This window comes from Nostoc sp. CENA543 (assembly GCF_002896875.1).
Classification (GTDB): domain Bacteria; phylum Cyanobacteriota; class Cyanobacteriia; order Cyanobacteriales; family Nostocaceae; genus Trichormus.
The window spans coordinates 6379657-6398692 of sequence record NZ_CP023278.1 but is presented as its reverse complement, the minus strand read 5'-3'; the positions used below and the strand labels follow the sequence as shown (position 1 = coordinate 6398692).

General features: G+C 41.5%; 15 protein-coding genes. 8 read left to right on the top strand and 7 right to left on the bottom strand.

All coding sequences use genetic code 11. The features are described 5' to 3' along the window. Positions 1–64: 64 nt before the first annotated feature. Entirely contained in the window at positions 65–730 is a 666-nt protein-coding gene (locus CLI64_RS26895; RefSeq protein WP_103140075.1) for a hypothetical protein, read from the bottom strand. A gap of 1073 nt (positions 731–1803) precedes the next feature. Here CLI64_RS26895 and CLI64_RS26890 point away from each other — a divergent pair. Next, a complete protein-coding gene (locus CLI64_RS26890; RefSeq protein ID WP_103140074.1) occupies positions 1804–2301 on the top strand; it encodes a CRR6 family NdhI maturation factor in 498 nt (165 codons plus the stop codon). A gap of 119 nt (positions 2302–2420) precedes the next feature. On the opposite strand, the gene CLI64_RS26885 is transcribed toward CLI64_RS26890, so the two are convergent. Continuing rightward, positions 2421–3377, bottom strand: a complete 957-nt coding sequence (locus CLI64_RS26885; protein WP_103140073.1) for a glycosyltransferase family 9 protein — start codon at positions 3375–3377, stop codon at positions 2421–2423. A 159-nt stretch (positions 3378–3536) separates the two neighbouring features. On the opposite strand from CLI64_RS26885, the gene ispD reads away from it, so the two are divergent. From ispD to CLI64_RS26870, 3 genes are all read left to right on the top strand, one after another. Further along, positions 3537–4220, top strand: a complete 684-nt coding sequence (gene ispD, locus CLI64_RS26880) for a 2-C-methyl-D-erythritol 4-phosphate cytidylyltransferase (protein ID WP_103140072.1) — start codon at positions 3537–3539, stop codon at positions 4218–4220. A 183-nt stretch (positions 4221–4403) separates the two neighbouring features. Further along, positions 4404–4931 (top strand): SMC-Scp complex subunit ScpB, encoded by a 528-nt coding sequence (gene scpB / locus CLI64_RS26875; RefSeq protein ID WP_103140071.1) that lies wholly within the window; start codon positions 4404–4406, stop codon positions 4929–4931. Between the two features lie 194 nt (positions 4932–5125). Continuing rightward, entirely contained in the window at positions 5126–5470 is a 345-nt protein-coding gene (locus CLI64_RS26870; RefSeq protein ID WP_067765620.1) for a DUF760 domain-containing protein, read from the top strand. 102 nt (positions 5471–5572) lie between these two features. Here CLI64_RS26870 and CLI64_RS26865 read toward each other — a convergent pair whose 3' ends face one another. Continuing rightward, the gene (locus CLI64_RS26865; RefSeq protein ID WP_103140070.1) at positions 5573–6778 is read right to left on the bottom strand and encodes an HhoA/HhoB/HtrA family serine endopeptidase; all 1206 of its coding nucleotides are present in this window, start codon (positions 6776–6778) and stop codon (positions 5573–5575) included. 303 nt (positions 6779–7081) lie between these two features. Here CLI64_RS26865 and CLI64_RS26860 point away from each other — a divergent pair, with 303 nt between their 5' ends. Both CLI64_RS26860 and CLI64_RS26855 read left to right on the top strand, forming a co-directional pair. After that, complete coding sequence (locus CLI64_RS26860; RefSeq protein WP_103140069.1) at positions 7082–7969, top strand: M23 family metallopeptidase; 888 nt, start codon at positions 7082–7084, stop codon at positions 7967–7969. Between the two features lie 93 nt (positions 7970–8062). Beyond that, positions 8063–9190 (top strand): tetratricopeptide repeat protein, encoded by a 1128-nt coding sequence (locus tag CLI64_RS26855; protein ID WP_103140068.1) that lies wholly within the window; start codon positions 8063–8065, stop codon positions 9188–9190. Positions 9191–9236: 46 nt separating this feature from the next. On the opposite strand, the gene CLI64_RS26850 is transcribed toward CLI64_RS26855, so the two are convergent. The 4 genes from CLI64_RS26850 to CLI64_RS26835 all read right to left on the bottom strand — a co-directional run bounded on the left by CLI64_RS26850 (position 9237) and on the right by CLI64_RS26835 (position 16950). After that, positions 9237–10268 (bottom strand): isochorismatase, encoded by a 1032-nt coding sequence (locus CLI64_RS26850; RefSeq protein ID WP_103140067.1) that lies wholly within the window; start codon positions 10266–10268, stop codon positions 9237–9239. Positions 10269–10694: 426 nt separating this feature from the next. After that, positions 10695–11651 carry an RNA polymerase sigma factor, RpoD/SigA family gene (locus CLI64_RS26845; RefSeq protein ID WP_103140898.1) on the bottom strand — a complete coding sequence of 319 codons (957 nt, stop codon included), beginning with the start codon at positions 11649–11651 and terminating at the stop codon, positions 10695–10697. 923 nt (positions 11652–12574) lie between these two features. Continuing rightward, positions 12575–15829 (bottom strand): carbamoyl-phosphate synthase large subunit, encoded by a 3255-nt coding sequence (gene carB / locus CLI64_RS26840; protein ID WP_103140066.1) that lies wholly within the window; start codon positions 15827–15829, stop codon positions 12575–12577. A gap of 566 nt (positions 15830–16395) precedes the next feature. Beyond that, positions 16396–16950, bottom strand: coding sequence for a Dps family protein (locus tag CLI64_RS26835; RefSeq protein WP_103140065.1), 555 nt, complete (start codon positions 16948–16950; stop codon positions 16396–16398). A 721-nt stretch (positions 16951–17671) separates the two neighbouring features. Between CLI64_RS26835 and CLI64_RS26830 the strand changes: the two genes are divergently transcribed. Both CLI64_RS26830 and CLI64_RS26825 read left to right on the top strand, forming a co-directional pair. Beyond that, positions 17672–17908 carry an Asr1405/Asl0597 family protein gene (locus tag CLI64_RS26830; protein WP_103140897.1) on the top strand — a complete coding sequence of 79 codons (237 nt, stop codon included), beginning with the start codon at positions 17672–17674 and terminating at the stop codon, positions 17906–17908. Between the two features lie 70 nt (positions 17909–17978). Then, positions 17979–18605, top strand: a complete 627-nt coding sequence (locus tag CLI64_RS26825) for a (2Fe-2S) ferredoxin domain-containing protein (RefSeq protein ID WP_103140064.1) — start codon at positions 17979–17981, stop codon at positions 18603–18605. Positions 18606–19036 lie beyond the last annotated feature (431 nt).

The window sequence follows — 19036 nt, the reverse complement described above, 5'->3', positions numbered from 1 at the left end:
CACAGATTAATTAGGAGTAATTATCTTGAGCAAACTAAAAAATACTAGTTTGACCAGTAAAAACTCAGTTTCGAGTTGCTTGAGAACTCACTTTTTTAGGCAATTGGATGTTGATTGTAATTGCTGTTCCTTTCAATTCTCCTGCACTCAGTGGGTGATAAATAATTAATGCTCGATTTGGCTCATCAAAGAGAAAACCACGGCGAGAGGGCTTAATTTTTCCGTCTTTTACTAAGGAAATAAATGCCTCTAAATATCTGCGTACACTATCTTGATTGCCCTGATTTATAGTAGTGTGATGCTGAATTAGAGTCATAAAGAAATCTAAACTACGAGCATCCTGTCCTAAGATCAGATTGCCATCATCTAAGAAAGAACTGCCAATTAGTTTGCCATCTTTCTCTGTGACTTTGAATAGTGTGTAGTAGCGATTATCTTTGTTAGGGTCATTTACATAACATACCCAAGAGCCATCTTCGCTACGTGAAAAACCTTGTTCTGCGAGGTAAGAAAATACAGAACTAGTTTTTTGGGGTGAGACAGGAGGTAGCAAACTTTCAACCGGATCTAAAGAACAAATTTTTGGATTTGCTGTTGTGGTGTTTGTCGTATTTGTAGGAGTCGTGGGTGTTTCCTGAGCTTTAACTCGTAACTGATTGCTATTCAATATCGCAACTGAAAAAATGGCAGTGAAGGCAAGTAACTTACTCAGATAAATGATCTTAGTCATTTGTTTATCCTCCTTTTTATGTTTGTTGATTTTGTAAGGTTGTGGAAATTTGAATGTAAGTAAAGATTATATAGCTTAATGAGAAAGCTATGTAGATAATTATTTACATTAACTAATTGTGAAAGATTGTGGTGTTAATAACTGTAGACACTAACAAAAACAGTTAAATTAATTCATTTTTGCCAATCATCTTGATTGTTACTTCAATTGTCATAACCCCCTCACAGCTATATCTGATGTTTACTAAATTTTTGAGACAAAGACTATATATTTAGCATTTTTCAGTATCACAGTTGCATAAATTGTTTCAATAAGTTCGGTTCAATTAGGGATGAACTACTGAATAAAAATTACAACATTAATAACTATTTCTTAATGCCTGCAAATATACGATATTTGTTGATGATTAATATTTTTTTGTATTTTCTTGCCATTTATAACAGGCTTTTTTTTCTCTCCAGAACTATTTAATATTATTTAAATTTTTCTTGACTAAAGGGCTTGGCTTTAGAAAATGTCATTGATAAATAGGTTGAGGTTTTAAGACTGCTAATATTTCATCACTATGTTATTTGTACTTAAGTATTTGTGATTTTTGTTGCAAAGAAAATCATCGCTCCGCCCCAGTACCTGTGTAATTACGGTACTTGGCTGAGTAATTCTGAATATTTATTTAGTTAGTGTGCAGTAATTCTACCATCACCTAATCGGGTTATAAGGGTAGCATAGACAACTTTAAAAATTGCACACTAGAAATTTTTCCAGTCTTTAAGAATGTTCTTGGAGACAACATGAAGTATTGATAAATGTTAAGAAAAATACATAAGTATATACTTATGTATATATGTAGTCATATGAGTTGTTCAATCTAGGATGACAGGAATGAAGAGACGCAAATGAACAGACATAGAGAGACTTTAATGCTCAAAAGGCAGTAAATTTCATGTTCTCAGTGATTCTGCTTTTTGTGATTTCAGGCCAGGCGTAGTTTGTAAATGTAGCGTCAATTGCAGAAAGCTGGTACTGTGAATTCTCGAAACTAACACCGTATACAAAAAGTAGCTGTTGAGTCCATGACAATCACGATCGCGCTCAATACTGACTCTGTTAATACCCTGGATTTATCCCCTGTTGATACGGTAATTAATCAACTGTTACAAGAGCAACCGTCTCAAAGCACGACACAAAGCGTCTACGCTAACTATGAACAGCAGTTGCAGTTTGATATCAACTATTCTTTAGAACCAGGTGATCCTCGCGAATTGTCAGAAATTCCTGAGTTAAGGCTGTGGTTTGTGCGCTTAGATGCTAAATACCCTTGGCTACCATTTTTATTGGATTGGAAAGCTGGAGAACTTGCTCGTTATGCGGCGATGCTTGTACCCCATCAATTTAGTGCTAAAGAGGGCATTCAATATAATCCTGAAGCTTTAGAAATCTTTTTAATGCACAAAGTATTTCTGTTAAGCGACTGGTTGAAACAGCAGGATATCCCTTGGCAAGCGCGACTAAAATCTATGGCGCAAATGCTTGGTTACGAATTAGATGATGCGTTTTTTGATTTGTTTTGAGGTTGGGGGTTGGGAGACAGGAGGCAGGGGGCAGGGGGCAGGGAGAAATGGGGAAATTTTTCTTCCCCCTTGCCCCCCGCACCCTGCACCAATTCCTCTTGTATTCCCAATGCCCTAATTCATCCACCCCAAACTTTTTCAAGGATGGTTTTGGGAGAAATATCTGCTATTTTGCCCGTAGAAGATTTGATACCCAAGAACTTATCGCTTGTTGGTAACACTTTGCTTGGATCTGTAGAACCAAACAGGCCGATTGTATAAGTTTGTACTGCTACACTAAGTTGTAATGGTACAGTCTCAGTAGTGAGCATCAAACTAGCTCCGGCAATGATGGCGGCTAACTTGCCGATATCTTCAGGAGCAGTCACCTTAATATTAGGGGCTGAATCCCGGAGCGATCGCACAAATGCTTCGTCATTAGTTCCTTGAATGACGACTATCGGTAAATCTGGTTGTTTAGCTTGAAAATCTTGAATAATAGCTTGCCAGTTTTCCACGGGGTATAAAGTATCTCCCGCTTGAGGTTTGGATAGCCAGCTTGAGCCATCATAGATTAATACATAACCATTATTGACTGCTAAACGTTTTTGTTCGTTTTGCGCCCACTCGATATCAGGTTTCGGCACGTTTACCGCTAACTCTGGGGTAGAAGTGGTAATACCTAATGGTTGCAGCAAATCATGATAAGTTGCTGCTATATACTGAGATGATTTCAACGGCACAGAATGGGTAAAAAATCCAGAGCCTTTACCTTGGTAGCCGATACGTGTGGGGATTCCTGTTAACCAGAGAAAAAGACCCAATAACCAACTTTGACCAACAGTAATGACCACTTCATATTCGCGATCGCGAATTGTGCCTACTAGGTTGCCCCAATCTGCCAGGCTGTTACGGTCTTTGTAATCGAAAGCCAGTACCTCATTGACTGACTTGCTCACCCGGTAGGCAGCCTTTGACCGGGGTTCGGTAACGACATCTAGTTGCGCGTTGGGATAATGTCTCTTCAAGTCGTCTAGAGTCGGAAAGAAGAGAATTTGATCGCCAATTCCGCCAGGTACAAGGGCTACTACTCGCATAATAATTATTGACGCTTACTCGCTCCTTATTTTAGGTGAATATAGGTATTAGATATTAAGGATTGGGGAATTGGGCATTGGGAATTGGGCATGGATGTTAATTATTTCCCCTACACCCCTACACCCTTACACCCCTAATTTATAAGATTGAGGATTGTTGTGTATTTACTAATTCCTGCGGCCGGTGTCGGCAAAAGAATGGGGAGTCAACGGAATAAACTGCTGTTGCAGGTGCGATCGCAATCTATTCTGGCTTGGACTCTGTTGGCTGCACAAGCGGCTGAAGAAATCTCTTGGATAGGAATTATTTCTCAGCCTACTGACTGGCCAGAATTTAAGGAAATTATCGCTAATTTACAGCTAACTAAGCCAGTAGAATTAATTCTGGGTGGTGCTACCCGTCAAGAGTCAGTTTATAACGGCTTACAGGCACTGCCAACAGAGGCAGAGCAAGTTTTAATTCACGATGGGGCTAGATGTTTAGCCACACCAGATTTACTCAACGCCTGCGCCCAAGCTATACGTACGTGTTCTGGCTTAATTGCCGCAGTTCCGGTAAAAGACACAATCAAAGTTGTGGATGGCAATGGCATAATTCAAAGTACACCCGACCGTCAAAATTTGTGGGCAGCCCAAACCCCCCAAGGATTTAACGTCCAGTTGTTAAAACAATGTCACGCCGAAGGCATCCGCCAAGGTTGGGAAGTCACCGACGATGCGGCATTATTTGAAAAATGCGGCATTGAAGTGCAAATTGTGGAAGGCGAAGAAACCAACCTCAAAATTACTACTCCCCAGGATTTGGCGATCGCTGAATTTATCCTAGGCAGTCGGGAGGTTTAAGGCAGGGGGGCAGGGGGCAGGGGGAATAATTAAATGTTATTCGTGGGATTTACATTGACTTAAACAACGAAAAAAGGTATAATCCCACACACTTATTATTGTAAAGTTATTAAACCTCAACAGGAAAATTCAATACACAAAGTTCAAATTTTGAATTTTGAATTTTGAATTTTGAATTGATTTATGACCACAGCCACAGCGACCACGATAGAAGCGATTCTCTACTTAAAGGGTAAACCTTTGTCCCTGGGCGAAATCGCCGAGTATGCAGCCTGCGATCGCGCTACGGTTGAAGAAGGCATCATTGAACTAATGGACAGCTACGCTCGCCGAGATAGCGCACTGGAAGTTGTAGAAACACCAGCAGGTTATAGTTTGCAACTCCGGTCTGATTTTCATGACTTAGTACAAACATTGATTCCTGTAGAATTGGGATTAGGAGCATTGAGGACACTTGCTGCGATCGCCCTCAATAGTCCCATCCGCCAAAGTGATTTAATTAACCTACGCGGCTCAGGAGTATATCAACACGTTCCTGAACTAGTCGAACTCGGTTTTGTTCGCAAAAGACGGGATCAAGAATCCCGTTCCTACTCGCTACAAGTCACATCAAAATTTCATCAATACTTTCAAATCGAACAACTCCCCCAAATCTTAGAAAATAGCCCGAAAGAACAGCAATTAGAACTAGAACTGGAAACTGGGGAGTAGGGACTGGGGAGTAGGGACTGGGGACTGGGGACTGGGAAGATGGGGAAGTGTGGGGAGTGTGGGGGGAAAGATTTCTTCCCTATCCTCCCACCCCTCCCACACTTCCTGCTTGCCCAATTCCCAATTCCCAATTCCCAATTCCCTTGCACAATGGTTTAGAGTAGAATTAGCAACTAAGCTAAAAAGAATTGCCAATGGTGTTTGATCCTGATTTTTTGAACGACAACTCTGAGGAACACCCCAACCAACTGCTTTCCGACCACTTTGGGGAAAACCCCAATCAGTTACTTAAATATCTCCAACATCAGTCTCCAGAAGTTCTAGCCCGTGTTGCCCAGTCCGTTAGCCCGGAAATTAAACAAATTATTTCCCAGAACGTACAAGGGCTAGTGGGAATGCTTCCAGCAGAAAATTTTAATGTCCAAATAACCACCGACAAAGAAAATTTAGCCGGACTGCTAGCTTCGGCTATGATGACGGGTTATTTTCTGCGCCAAATGGAACAAAGGATGCAGTTAGATCATTTGTCTAATGGTTAATAGTCCAGAGTCAATAGTCCATAGTCCATAGTCAAAAAGTTACTTTGCAAGGATGAAAAACTAATGAGTAATGACTAATGACTAATGACTAATGACTAATGACTATTTTTTAGGATAAGCACCTGACTGTACTTTGACCGTGAGGATTTTGCCACTGCGGTTGATTTCCATTACCAGAACATCACCCACGGTGCTGGATTCAACTTGTTTTTGGACTTGGGCTGATGTTTTGACTGGTTTATCGTTAATTTTTTGAATTACATCGCCAGGGAGCAATCCTGCTCGGTTAGCTGGTGAGTCTTTGACTACGCCTTTAATGACAACGCCAGTTTCCTGTTGAATGTTGAGTTTGTTTTCTTGATTGATTTGTTGTTTTCTACTCGGAGATAAGTCCGTCATTTCAATCCCTAAAAAGGGATGTTCTACGCGTCCTTTCGTAAATAGTTCATTAGCAACACGGGCAGCAGTTTCTATAGGGATGGCAAAACCTAAGCCTTGAGCATCAGCACGAATTGCAGTATTGACTCCTATTACTTCCCCTTGGGCATTTAATAAAGGCCCGCCGGAGTTACCTGGATTAATAGCAGCGTCAGTTTGAATAAAGCTGACTCGTTTATCTGGAACTCCTACCTGTGCGCTGGTGCGGTCTGTGGCACTGATAATGCCGATAGTGACGGTATTATCTAAGCCTAAAGGATTACCGATCGCGATCGCCCACTGTCCAGGAATCAAATTTTGTGAATTACCCAATTTAACTGTCGGCAATTCTTCTCCAGGAATCTTGACGACAGCCACATCTGTAATATTATCAATCCCCACTACCTTACCCTCAAAAGTCCTTCCATCTTTGAGAGTGACTTGTACTGTATCTGTATCAGCTACAACATGGGCATTAGTTAGGACTTGTCCTTTTTCACTCAAAATAAACCCTGAACCTGTACCGCGTTCAATTCTTTCATGGGGAAGTGGTTGTTCATCTTCACCAAAAAAGCGGCGTAATAAAGGATTTTTTAAAGCATCTGAGATAGGATTAGCGACTTTACGCGTGGCATTAATCCTGACAACAGCAGGGCCAACTTTCTGTACAGCGTGAGCAATAAAGTTAACATTATCACCATTAATAGCCCCTGGAGAACCAATTACAGGGTTAGGAGTCACACTTTCTGGGGGTAAAGCCACAGTGACATTTTTGAGTTGTTGAAACGAGCGATTTTGCGGGATGAGATAGCGACTACCTAACAAACCTGCACTACCGCCGATCACCAATAAAGATAGGTAAACGGCTAGTTGCTTTAATGATAAATTCATAATGATTACGTTTAAGGACAGCAATGCAGTTGCTAATTTATAAGTTTAGTCAAGCAACCAGCAAGTGGACAGGTAAATTTAACATTCGGTAGTTTTTGGTCATGGGGCATAGGGCATAGGGCATTTAATTTTGAATTTTGGATTTTGGATTTTGGATTTTGGATTTAAATCTCCAATTCTTTCCCTTACACCCTCACACCCCTTACACCCTTACACCCCTAAACCCCTACACCCCTCTAGAAGACAGAAACTAATAACTAACGACTCACGACTAATAACTAAAGGCTTTCTTAACGGATATCCATGACTGTTCCTCATCGTTTGGTTTTTCTCTGCGGCTTAGTCGGTGCTTTAGGACTAAGCATGATTCCTAACTCAAACAATGTTAGTGCGGCTGTTGAAGGTTGTCCTGTTCCGGCTTTGTCCCGATTTCGACGACATCAGGTAGTTCGGGGTGACACTTTGGTGAGTATCGCCCAGCGTTACAATCTTGTGCCAGAAACGATTGTGGGGATGAATCCATCTCTTCAAAATGGTTCACAGCCAGTAGTGGGCAGTATTTTACAAATTCCTCCTTACAATGGGATTGTGGTGGAAGTCCCTAGCGGTCAAACTTGGCGACAAGTAGCAGCAAGATATAAAGTCCGTCCCGATGCACTATTTGAGGTCAACGGTTGTCAACAAAATCCCCGAATTGTGTTTGTACCTGGGGTCAATTGGTCGCCTAATGGTACTTTTACGGCATCTCCTAAAACTACTACAACACCTACTACCCCAGTACAGTTATCCGGCTATCCTTTTGAACAGATGGCTGAGGTAGGATTGCCCTATGGTTGGCAAATTAACCCAAATACAGGCCAGGTGTTTTTCCACAGTGGTGTTGATTTGTTAGCGGCTGTGGGAACTCCGGTAGAAGCGATCGCCCCAGGTGCGGTAGTATTTGCCCAGAATCAGGGTACTTACGGTAATTTGGTGATTATTAATCATAATGGCGGAATGCAAAGCCGTTATGCTCATCTAGATACCATTCAAGTAAAAGTCGGTCAACAAGTCAGTAAAGGGCAATTACTTGGTACTGTAGGCACAACCGGACAACCAACTGGAAAGCAATCCCATCTGCATTTTGAAATTCGTGCGAGTTCTTCTCTAGGTTGGGTAGCTGAAAATCCCAAGGATTATCTAAAACCCTAGAATACTGCTAGCAAATAGGTAAAAAGCTAAAGTCTTAAACATATTTTCTTTAGCCTTTTACCTTTAGCCTTTTGCCTTTTACTGTATGGTTTTATGAGTCAAATATCACAAGCGGAGTTGTTTTTTCAGCAAGGTTTAGAGCATTACCAAGCACTAGAATATGAACAGGCGATCGCTAGTTTTGAAAAAGCCATTGAAATTCAACCAGATTTTGCTGATGCTTGGAATGAGCGCGGCTGGAATTTATTTTTATTAGACAATCCAGAAGCAGCAACAGCAGCACTTACAAGCTTTGATAAAACTATAGAAATTGATCCTAATAACTTCCTAGCTTGGCATCGGCGAGGACAAGTACAATTAGAACGCTTAGGTGAAAATGAAGCTGCTTTGTTGAGCTTTAACAGAGCATTAGAACTCGAACCAGAAAACTATGATGCTTGGTGGGATAAAAGTTTTACTTTATATGCGCTAGGTCTTTATGATGAAGCCATTGCTAGCTACTACAAGACTTTACAAATTCAGCCTGATAGTTGTGCAGCATGGCATGAACTCAGTAACTTACTGTTAGAAATTGGTCGTTATGATGAGTCTTTGCAGAGTTATGATCAGCTATTAGCAATCAACCCTAATGATTATTTTGCTTGGAGCGATCGCGGTTTGGTATTACAAAATTTATCCCGCTATGATGAAGCAATTGCTAGTTTTGACAAAGCTTTAGAAATTAATCCTGATGCTAGTGCAACTTGGTCAGAACGGGGAAAAGTTTTTGAGAAATTAGGTGATTTAAAAGCCGCACTGGCGAGTCATGAAAAAGCTTTCAAGTGTAACTATGACAGTGCAGCAGCTTGGTATGAATGGGCTAGAGTGTTAATTGATTTTGATAAAATTACAGATGCAATGAATACTTGTGAACAAGCACTTAGCGTTTTATCTGATAAGTTTGCAGCTTGGTCAAATCGCAGTCTGATATTACATGAATTAGGTCGTTATGAGGATGCGATCGCCAGTTATCAAACAGCTCTGGAACTGCAACCAGAGGATGCTGATACTTTTTATAATATCGCTTGTTGTTATAGTCTACAAGGTAATGTAGAACAGGCTATACAAAAGTTACAGCAAGCCATCAATTTGAGTCCTTCAATTTATATAGAAGCCGCAAAAACTGACCCTGATTTAAATAATATTCGTCATCTACCTAAGTTTCAAAGTTTAATCCAGTAGTAACGCACCAAAGACAATGGTGCGTGACGCTTCGCTTTCACACACCCTACAAATTGCTAATGATTTCTGTAGAGTTAATAATGTGCATTCCTGCGGCGGCAAACTTAGCAAACGCTGCATCTGCTTGTTCTGTGTAGTCAACAACCCCAGGAACTACCACAGGTGAAGTACAATCTTCTAGCAAATAGATTTTCTGAGCTAAATTAGCATCTATTTGTTGAATTTCTGTTAATAAATCATCAATTGTCCAAGCAACACAATGACTTTTTGCTTGTCCGCCAATAATCACTACATCAAATTCTAAAAGTTGCTGAATTAAGCAGGTATTTTTATTAGCTAAAGGGCTATCATCAAAACTTTGTAAAACTTCGGGACGTAACACAGAATAATTTTCTGTTAACGGATGATTACCTTTAATTTCAAATTGTGTTTGACTTTGCCTAGCAATACAGTGAAAAAATATGGCTTCTTCTACAGCAGAAACTAAAGCATGACCAATACCACCCAACATTGAATGATAAGGCCAAACTGTCAAAGGATATTTACCATCTTGACTGAGTTGTTTAACGTAGTGGTAAGCGTGTTTTGTTAATAATTCATAATTACTATTAATACTACTGGCAATTTTCGGGTTAACTTGCCAAATCCCTGCTTCAATATCTGCTGGGGTAATGCTAGTAGCGGCTGGTGTGGGATGCTCGCCTGCATGATTCACCCAAAAAATGGGGTGAAAAATTTGCGTTGCTGTATGAGTGTCGAGAGTGGGAATAATGGTGGTGATTAACCCTAAATTATGATAAATAAACTCACACAGTCGGCGATTATCATCTACAGCACCAGTTCCCGATTTCCCACCTACAAATAATTCAAATTCAGGTATACAAAAAGTATTTTGGACATCTATTAGCAGTAGACAAACACGCTTTTCGTCGGAAGATGCGGGTAGAATATTGTGTTGTTTCGCCCAAAGTTCTGCTTCGGTGGCGCGTTGTTGATATGGTACACGCCAAACTGTACCTACTTGTTCAGGATGAAAATGTGCAGGTATAGGTAATTGAGTTGTGTTTTGATTATACATATTTTTATGAAGTAGTTATTTTTAGGGACTTCCAGATAAAAAATATCCAAACTGTAGGGTGCGTCAGTATGAATAATCTCTTGGTATAGTTATGTTTTCTCGCACTGACGCACCCTACTAAGCTGTTTATTGGGGATAATTTATTTTTTGGTGTTCCCTTAGTGCGATCGCTCCTGTAATTTCTAGCATAGGTTTTCAGCTTTTAGTTTGTCGTGGGGAGTTCAGTTCTAAGATAAGGACTAAAGTCCTCACTACAAACTATTGTCAAATTAATACACCCCCATGACTTCCATTGTTAACTTAACGTCTTTACATAAATTGACGTTAACTATAACGGGTGTCTTGGAGGTGTAATTTTTAGTCCAAATAGTTCCAATCAACAATCTAACGACTATTGACTATTGACTATTGACTATTGACTATTGACTAACTCGCCAAATACTCATCCATACTGGTTTTAGATTTACGCAGCTTAGTTAAAGCTTCTCTCTCGATTTGTCGGACTCGTTCACGACTAATGTTGAGAATTTCGCCGATTCTGGCTAGGGTTAAAGCTTGTCCATCCATTAAGCCAAAGCGGAGTTTGATCACTTCCCTTTGTTGGGGGGTGAGTTGTTCCATCAGTCGCTCTAAATCTTTAGATAGAGAAGACTGCATAACAAACTCTTCAGGAGACGCGCCAGGATCTTCTAGCATTTCTCCTAATTCGGTGTCGTAGTTATCTCCTAACCGTAAGTCTAAAGATAAGGGTAGGCGAGCTTTTTCTAAATATTCTCTTACCTGCTTAGGTGTGAGATCCAATTCACTCGCTAGTTCTGAGGCTGTAGGCGCGCGTCCTAATCTTTGTGAAAGCTGACGCTGTGCTTTTTTAATTTTGTTAAGTTTCTCAGTAATATGAATAGGTAGGCGGATAGTCCGCGCTTTTTCTGCGATCGCTCTGGTGATGGCTTGGCGAATCCACCAGTAGGCGTAGGTAGAAAATCTGTATCCTTTGGTGGGGTCAAATTTCTCTACACCCCGTTGCATTCCAATACTACCTTCTTGGATTAAGTCCAATAAATCGACGTTGCGTTTAATGTACTTCTTAGCAACGGATACCACTAATCGCAAGTTAGCTTCTACCATCCTGCGTTTAGCAATTTCACCTTCGGCGATCGCTTCGTTTAATTCTGCTATATCTAATTGTGCTGCTTGCGCCCACTCTTCTAAGCTTGGCTCATGACCTAACTTATTTGCTAGTTCCTCCCGCACTTCCTGCAACATGGATGAACGTTGTACCTGTTTGCCATAACAAATTTCCTCCTCGTGGGTTAAGAGTGGTACACGGCCAATCTCACGCAGGTAAGTCCGCACGAGGTCTGTGGCTGTCTGAGCGGTCTTCATGGCGCTACTCTTTGGTAATGTTGGACTTGTTGGTAGGGTCATTAACTGATAGATGCTCTTTGCCGGTACTACCCAGCTAAACTGGGATGTCTGTTATTGTTTACAATTTGTGCAACCGATGAATCTCAGTTGCTATAAGGATCTTCAGTGGGTCTTTAACTGCTAGAAGTTACAGTTATTTCCTGGTCTGTACAAGTATCTAGGGTTAGATAAACAATAGGAATACAAAAATGTTTGTATCTAATATTTGTTAAAAATTGTAACATTTATGAGAGGTTTTTGGGTACTGGTAATCATAAATTTCTGCACGCATCAAGATATAGGTAAATCAATCATTCCCAGTGTACTACTAAAATAGTACACTGTAAAAAAACTCATTTCATCCTGAATCAAGCAAATAGTTGTGATACTTCCCGATTACGGGAATACCCGCCAGCTACTTTAACCTCACAACCGAACACTCTAGCTAACTTTGACTGGAACTAGCTGGTGAAGTTTCCGCAGAGAGTGATCACTTCCTCATATTTGTTAAAATATCTCAATAAAAACAATAATTATTTTTCTATAATAATTACTTAATTTTCCTTGTAAATACTGCTTTGTGTAGATTCGATGGGGTTTGGGGACTGGGGATTGGGGATTGGGGACTGGGAAGATGGGGAAGTGTGGGGAGTGTGGGGAGAGAGGGGGAAAGATTTCTTCCCTATCCTCCCACCCCTCCCACCCCTCCCACACTTCCTGCTTGCCCCCTGCCCCTCACAAGTGTAGGTTTTTACCCAGCAGTGAGTGATGACTCTCAGACTAACGAGAGAATCATTGTTTCACTCACCCCTATACCCTTACACCCTTACACCCTTACACCCCAAAACCAAGGTTTTTGGTACACAACGTAAAAAAACAGGCCCCCTCCCTGCCTCCTATAACTACGAGCAGTATTCCTGAATGACTTTTACATCCAAGGTGGTATTTTGCATGGAACGGATAGCTGCAACAGTGGCCTTTGCACCGGCGATGGTGGTGATGATGGGGATTTTGTAGGCTAAACCTGTGCGGCGGATTAATCTCGCATCAGTTTGGGCTTCTTCCCCAGATGGCGTGTTGATAATCAGCTGGATTTTCTGGTTTTTGATGGCATCAACTACGTGGGGACGACCTTCATGTAGTTTTAAGACTAACTCGACGTTTAAGCCATGCTCTTTTAAAACTTGGCGCGTGCCGAAGGTGGCCATAACTTTGAAGCCTAAGTCGATGAATTCTTTGACTACGGGAACGGCGGCGGCTTTATCGCGATCGCTCATGGAGACAAATACCGTTCCTGTGAGGGGCAAACGCTCTCCAGCACCTAATTCTGCTTTGGCAAAGGCGCGACCAAAATCGCTATCGATGCCCATTACCTCACCAGTTGAGCGCATCTCTGGGCCTAATATTGTATCAGTTCCAGGGAATTTATTAAAGGGCAAGACGGCTTCTTTGACGGCGATGTGCTGGGGAATGACTTCTTGGGTAAAGTTCAGTTCTTCTAAGGTTTTCCCTGACATAACTAAAGATGCTAATTTCGCCAAGGGGACACCTGTAGCTTTGGAAACAAAAGGTACTGTCCGAGAAGCGCGGGGGTTAGCTTCTAAAATATACACTTGGGGAGAATAACTGCTAGCACCAAGAACAGCAAACTGAATATTCATCAAACCCACTACAGAAAGTGCTTGTGCTAGTTGAATAGTCCAAGTGCGGATTTGATTCAGTACGGCTGGCGGCAGGGAAATTGACGGCAGAGAACAAGCCGAGTCTCCTGAGTGGATTCCCGCTTGCTCGATGTGTTCCATGATGCCACCAATCACTACCCGTCCGGTGTGGTCAGCGATCGCATCTACGTCAACTTCAATGGCGTTTTCGAGGAATTTATCAATTAAGATGGGATGGTCTGGCTCTACCTGTACCGCAAAGGTCATGTAACGTTCCAATTCTGCATCGGAGTAGACGATTTCCATCGCCCGTCCCCCCAATACGTAACTAGGACGTACCACCACAGGATAGCCGATGCGTTTCGCCACAATTAACGCGTCTTCATAACTGCGGGCAATTCCATTGGGTGGTTGAGCAATATTTAATTGTTTTAAAATCTGCTCAAACCGTTCGCGGTCTTCGGCGGTGTCGATAGAATCGGGGGATGTTCCCCAAATCTGAGTGCTAAGTATTGAGTTGTGAGTGCTGAGTGCTTGTTGCAGTGGTAATGCTAACTTTAACGGCGTTTGTCCGCCGAATTGGACGATGATTCCGACTGGGTTCTCTGCTTCGATGATGTTGAGGACATCTTCTTTAGTTAACGGTTCAAAGTACAGGCGATCGCTGGTATCGTAATCGGTAGAAACTGTCTCAGGGTTGGAGTTGACCATGATGGTTTCATAGCCTGCACCCTTCAAGGCATAGGAAGCATGACAGCAACAATAATCAAATTCAATTCCTTGACCGATGCGGTTGGGGCCGCCTCCCAAAATCATGACTTTGGGTTTGCTGGCTGGCAAGACTTCGGTTTCTTCTTCGTAGGTGGAATAGTAATAAGGTGTAAAGGCTTCAAATTCCGCCGCACAGGTATCAACGGTTTTGTAAACGGGGATGACTCCTAATTCTTGGCGATAGGCGCGCACTTCGTCTTCGGTGGTTTTGGTGGCGAAAGCAATTTGGCGATCGCTAAATCCTTCACGCTTGACCCCATACATTTGCTCTTTAGTCAACTGCTTGAGGGGTGTCCGCTTGAGGAATTTTTCCACCTCTAAAATTTGCTGCATTTTATCTAAGAACCAAGGGTCAATTCCTGTGAGTTCGTAGATTTCCTCACTGGTAATCCCCAATTGCAAAGCATGACGCAAGGCAAAAATGCGATCGGGGTTGGGTGTGCGTAACAAGGCGCGGATTTGTTCGCCACTGGGTAGTTTTTCGGCTTTGTCACAACCCCAGCCGGCGCGTCCAGTTTCGAGAGAACGCAAAGCTTTTTGGAAGGATTCGTTAAAAGTCCGCCCAATGGCCATCGCCTCCCCGACGGATTTCATTTGGGTAGTAAGTACGGGTTCAGAACCAGGGAATTTCTCAAAGGCGAAGCGGGGAACTTTGGTGACAACGTAGTCAATTGTCGGTTCAAAGGAAGCTGGGGTTTTTTTGGTGATGTCGTTTTTAATTTCATCCAAGCTGTAACCCACAGCCAATTTCGCCGCCATCTTGGCAATTGGAAAACCCGTAGCCTTAGAAGCCAAGGCCGAACTGCGAGACACACGGGGATTCATTTCAATGACAACGACATCCCCATCCACTGGGTTAACGGCAAATTGAATATTAGAACCACCAGTTTCTACCCCAATCTCGCGGATGATTTTAATCGCCATATCCCGCAGCCGTTGGTATTCTTTATCGGTGAGGGTTTGGGCGGGGGCGACGGTGATCGAATCGCCTGTGTGAATCCCCATTGGGTCGAGGTTTTCAATAGAACAGATAATTACTACGTTATCTGCTAAGTCGCGCATGACTTCTAGTTCATATTCCTTCCAGCCCAGGAGGGATTGATCGATGAGAATTTGGGAAACGGGACTGGCATCAATCCCGACTTGTGCCATTTCCTCAAATTCTTCTTGGTTGTAGGCGATACCGCCACCCGTACCACCCATAGTAAAAGCTGGACGGATAATTAAAGGATAGGTGCCGATGCGTTGGGCGATCGCTTTGGCTTCTTCTAAGGATGAGGCTGTACCACTAGGACAAACTTTCACCCCAATTTTCGCCATTGCATCATTGAAGAGTTTACGGTCTTCGGCTTTTTCAATCGCGTCTAACTTCGCACCAATTAATTCCACGTTATATTGCTCTAAAACGCCATTTTTCGCTAGAGCGACCGCCAGATTCAGGGCTGTCTGTCCACCCATTGTTGGTAACAGCGCGTCTGGACGCTCTTTAGCGATGACTTTGGCTACTAGTTCTGGCGTTAGCGGTTCAATGTAAGTGCGATCGGCTGTTTCCGGGTCGGTCATGATAGTTGCTGGGTTGGAATTAACCAGTACAACTTCATAACCCTCCTCTCGCAAAGCTTTACAGGCTTGAGTTCCAGAATAGTCAAACTCACAGGCTTGACCAATCACAATCGGGCCAGATCCTAATAATAGTATTTTCTGGAGGTCTTGACGGCGGGGCATAGTCGTTGGGTTGGAGTACGAGAATACAAATCCTGACTATTTTAAAGTTGTTTCACACCTCTAGTGTTGTTTATTATCAAGTTTTCTCAAATTGGATATGGGGCATTAATTGGACAGGGGGCGGGGGGCAGGGAGCAGGGGGGAATTTCTTACCCAGTCCCTAGTCCCCAATCCCCAGTCCCCAATCCCCCATAACTAATATTTATTTTTCATAACTTTTTGAAGTTAAATGTCTTTACAAGAATATTTTTTAATTTGTGCATAGATTAATTTCAAATAATTCTCAATAATTTAAATTACTAGTGACACTTATCTGCATTCTAACTATGATTTTTGGCTGGTGTTATGGAATTTCTAAATATTTTTTTCAAGTTAGCAAATTTTTCCTGATGTCATCACAAGTACAAATATTATCAATTAAGTAATTGCTAATATTTAGCAATTGCTTGAGAGTGATTGATACAGGTAGAAATAACAAAAGGTAGAAAGCTTCTACACCTTCTACCTTTTGTCATATTTCTATCAATCCAGTCTGATGAAATAACTAAATCTCAATTACCAGGGAATTAATTTTGGGCAGGTTGAACAAAACCCAAGGTTAAACTGTCTTTAGCTAAGAAGTGAGCCAAATGATAAGCTCTTTCCTCAGTTTTTAGAAGAATTTTTTCATACATATAGCGCGTACCGCGATCGCCTAGACTCTCTGCTTGAGCAGCTTGACGACGGATAACGTTGATGACTGCTTGTTCTGCTGCTAGGTCGTTTTCTACCATCTTGCGGGAAGAATAGACACCATCAGATTCTTGCTCAAAACAGGTTAATTCTGCCAACTTACTGAAAGTCGCCGCAGGTACACCACCTAACCCATTTAAACGCTCACCAATTTCATGGATGTGGTCTTGAACTTCTTGATAGCTTTCATTAAAAAACTCATGCAGTGAGTGAAATTCTGCACCTTCAACTACAAAATGGTGCTTTTGATACTGCAAGTACAATGCTTGAAAGCTAGCCAGAAGCACGTTTAATCCTTCGGTGACTGGTGCAGTAACGCTGCGATCTAGTAATACTGGATTGTCGTAAACTTGACCAAAATTTTGTAACAAAGTTTGTGTATCAGCCATTGCTCTCCTCGCTTTTCAACAGTTAATGTTTGTAACTGTTAAGTCCCTACATATTAACACCATAAAAATGAAATTCGCCCCTATCTTTAGCATAGATTTTGAAATTTTTTGTGAGCAAAGTTTCAAAGCAAATTTCCTAAAAGTGCATGAATGTGCATACATTAATTAATATTTAATTAACATTTGGTTAAGTTTATTTAGTTATCAAGTTATTTACTTAGATGTATTGACATTTCAATTCATATATCAATACCAAAGAGTTTTTATCTCTCATGAGTTATCTATTCTCTGTGAAGATAAACAGCAGATTTTGAGACTTCCCCAGAGACAATATCCCCGCCCTGGAGCAGCAGAGGTATAGAATCACCGTTTACCCTGAAAAATGGAGACTTTTGGGCTTTAACTAGCTGAAATACCCGATTTTTACCCTAAAGTCTCTCTCAGAGAGCAGATTGGCTGGTAAAAGACAACCATTTTCACTCTTCATAGACTTTTGATGAAATCTGGAAAAATTCAGCCGCACAATCATGCTATTTGAGTGTCATTTGTAAGTTTCGTAGAGAATTTTTACAAAATTTTGATTTTTTTTATCAAACTAACTGAGAATTGTTTGCACTTAGGTTATCCTAAATAGGAGAACTGTACTTCAGAATTTTTTGAGGTATGGGGAGTAGTCATACGGTATTTGTTGCAATTTAGTTGCACTTTGGGGGATATTCGCTTGCAATCATTCCTTTCACAAATCACACAGATTCACACTGTAGAAGTTAATTGGTTAGACCGTTGGCAAGTTTATCAACGCTTGCAGGAGTTAGAAATTCCCTGTTGGTGCGAAGCTAATCAACCATTGAAGGTGGAAATTAACTCTCCTTTAGCTGCTGTGCAGTTTTGGAGTGTAATGCAGCAGTTTACTGCTACTCGTCAAGATTTAATTTCGGTGCTGAAACGCGGCTGGTAGAAGGTTTTTCAGTTCATAACTGCTACAGGATGAATCAAACTCAAAGTTAGTTAGTAAGGGGTAAAAGTATATGGGTGTATATCACAGCAAAGAAGTAACAGAATTTTGTCTTGAGGGTAGATTCGTTGATTTTGTGATTGAGGATGGTTATAAGCTCAAAGGTTTATTGCTAGGGACTTATGACGGGGAATGTTACGTTAAACTGGCTAAAAATTTAAGGTATACTTTTGACTGGCGGTTGCAGCCTGGAACTTGGTTACAGGTAGTGGGTGAGAAAAAATGCGATCGCAAAAGTGGTCAAGTCAAATTCAAAGCAGAACGGGTGATGGCTGCGACTGGTACTATCTCCGCACCGCAACCACCGCAACCACCGAAAACAAAAGCCACAATTTTGATGTGTCAAAAGTCCGATTGCATGAAACGTGGCGGAAATCGGCTTTGTCAAGCATTAGAATCAGCTTTAAGCGATCGCGGTTTAGAAGACCAAGTAACAATTAAAGCTACTGGATGTATGAAAAACTGCAAAGCCGGGCCAAATTTAGTCATGCCCGACAAAACACGCTACAGCAGTATTCGTGCCGATCAAGTGCCATTACTTATAGATAAGCATTTTGCCCGTCCTAGTCGAGAAGACGAGCAAGTAACAGCATCTCAACCACATTTTAATGAAACATTTGTCAAAGTAGCTACGATTTAATGATAAATTTTTGAAAGGCAATTTAGTGTGTTCTCTAAATAATCGGCTGAAAAACTTGCGAGGAATTTGCAACAGTTGTAGATATACTCTTCATATATCTACATAAATATAATTTGCAAATTCCTCATTTTTATGCGTAGATTTTCACGTTATGTGGAAAAGTTAACGAAAAACCTAACCCCCAACCCCTTCCCTACCAGGGAAAGGGAGCAAGAATCAAAGCCTGTCTCCTTGCAGGAGACAGGCTTTAAAAATCACATTTTTCGTTGATATTTTGGCTCTTTACTCCCCTCTCCGCGTCGGAGAGGGGCTGGGAGAGAGGTAAAAAAGACTTATCGAACTTATGAGTTTTTAAGGTGCATCAGCTATAGTTGCTTTCTTGTTCTTTCCTTTGGAAGTATTTTTTTGTTAGCGTCTCTGAAGGATCAGAG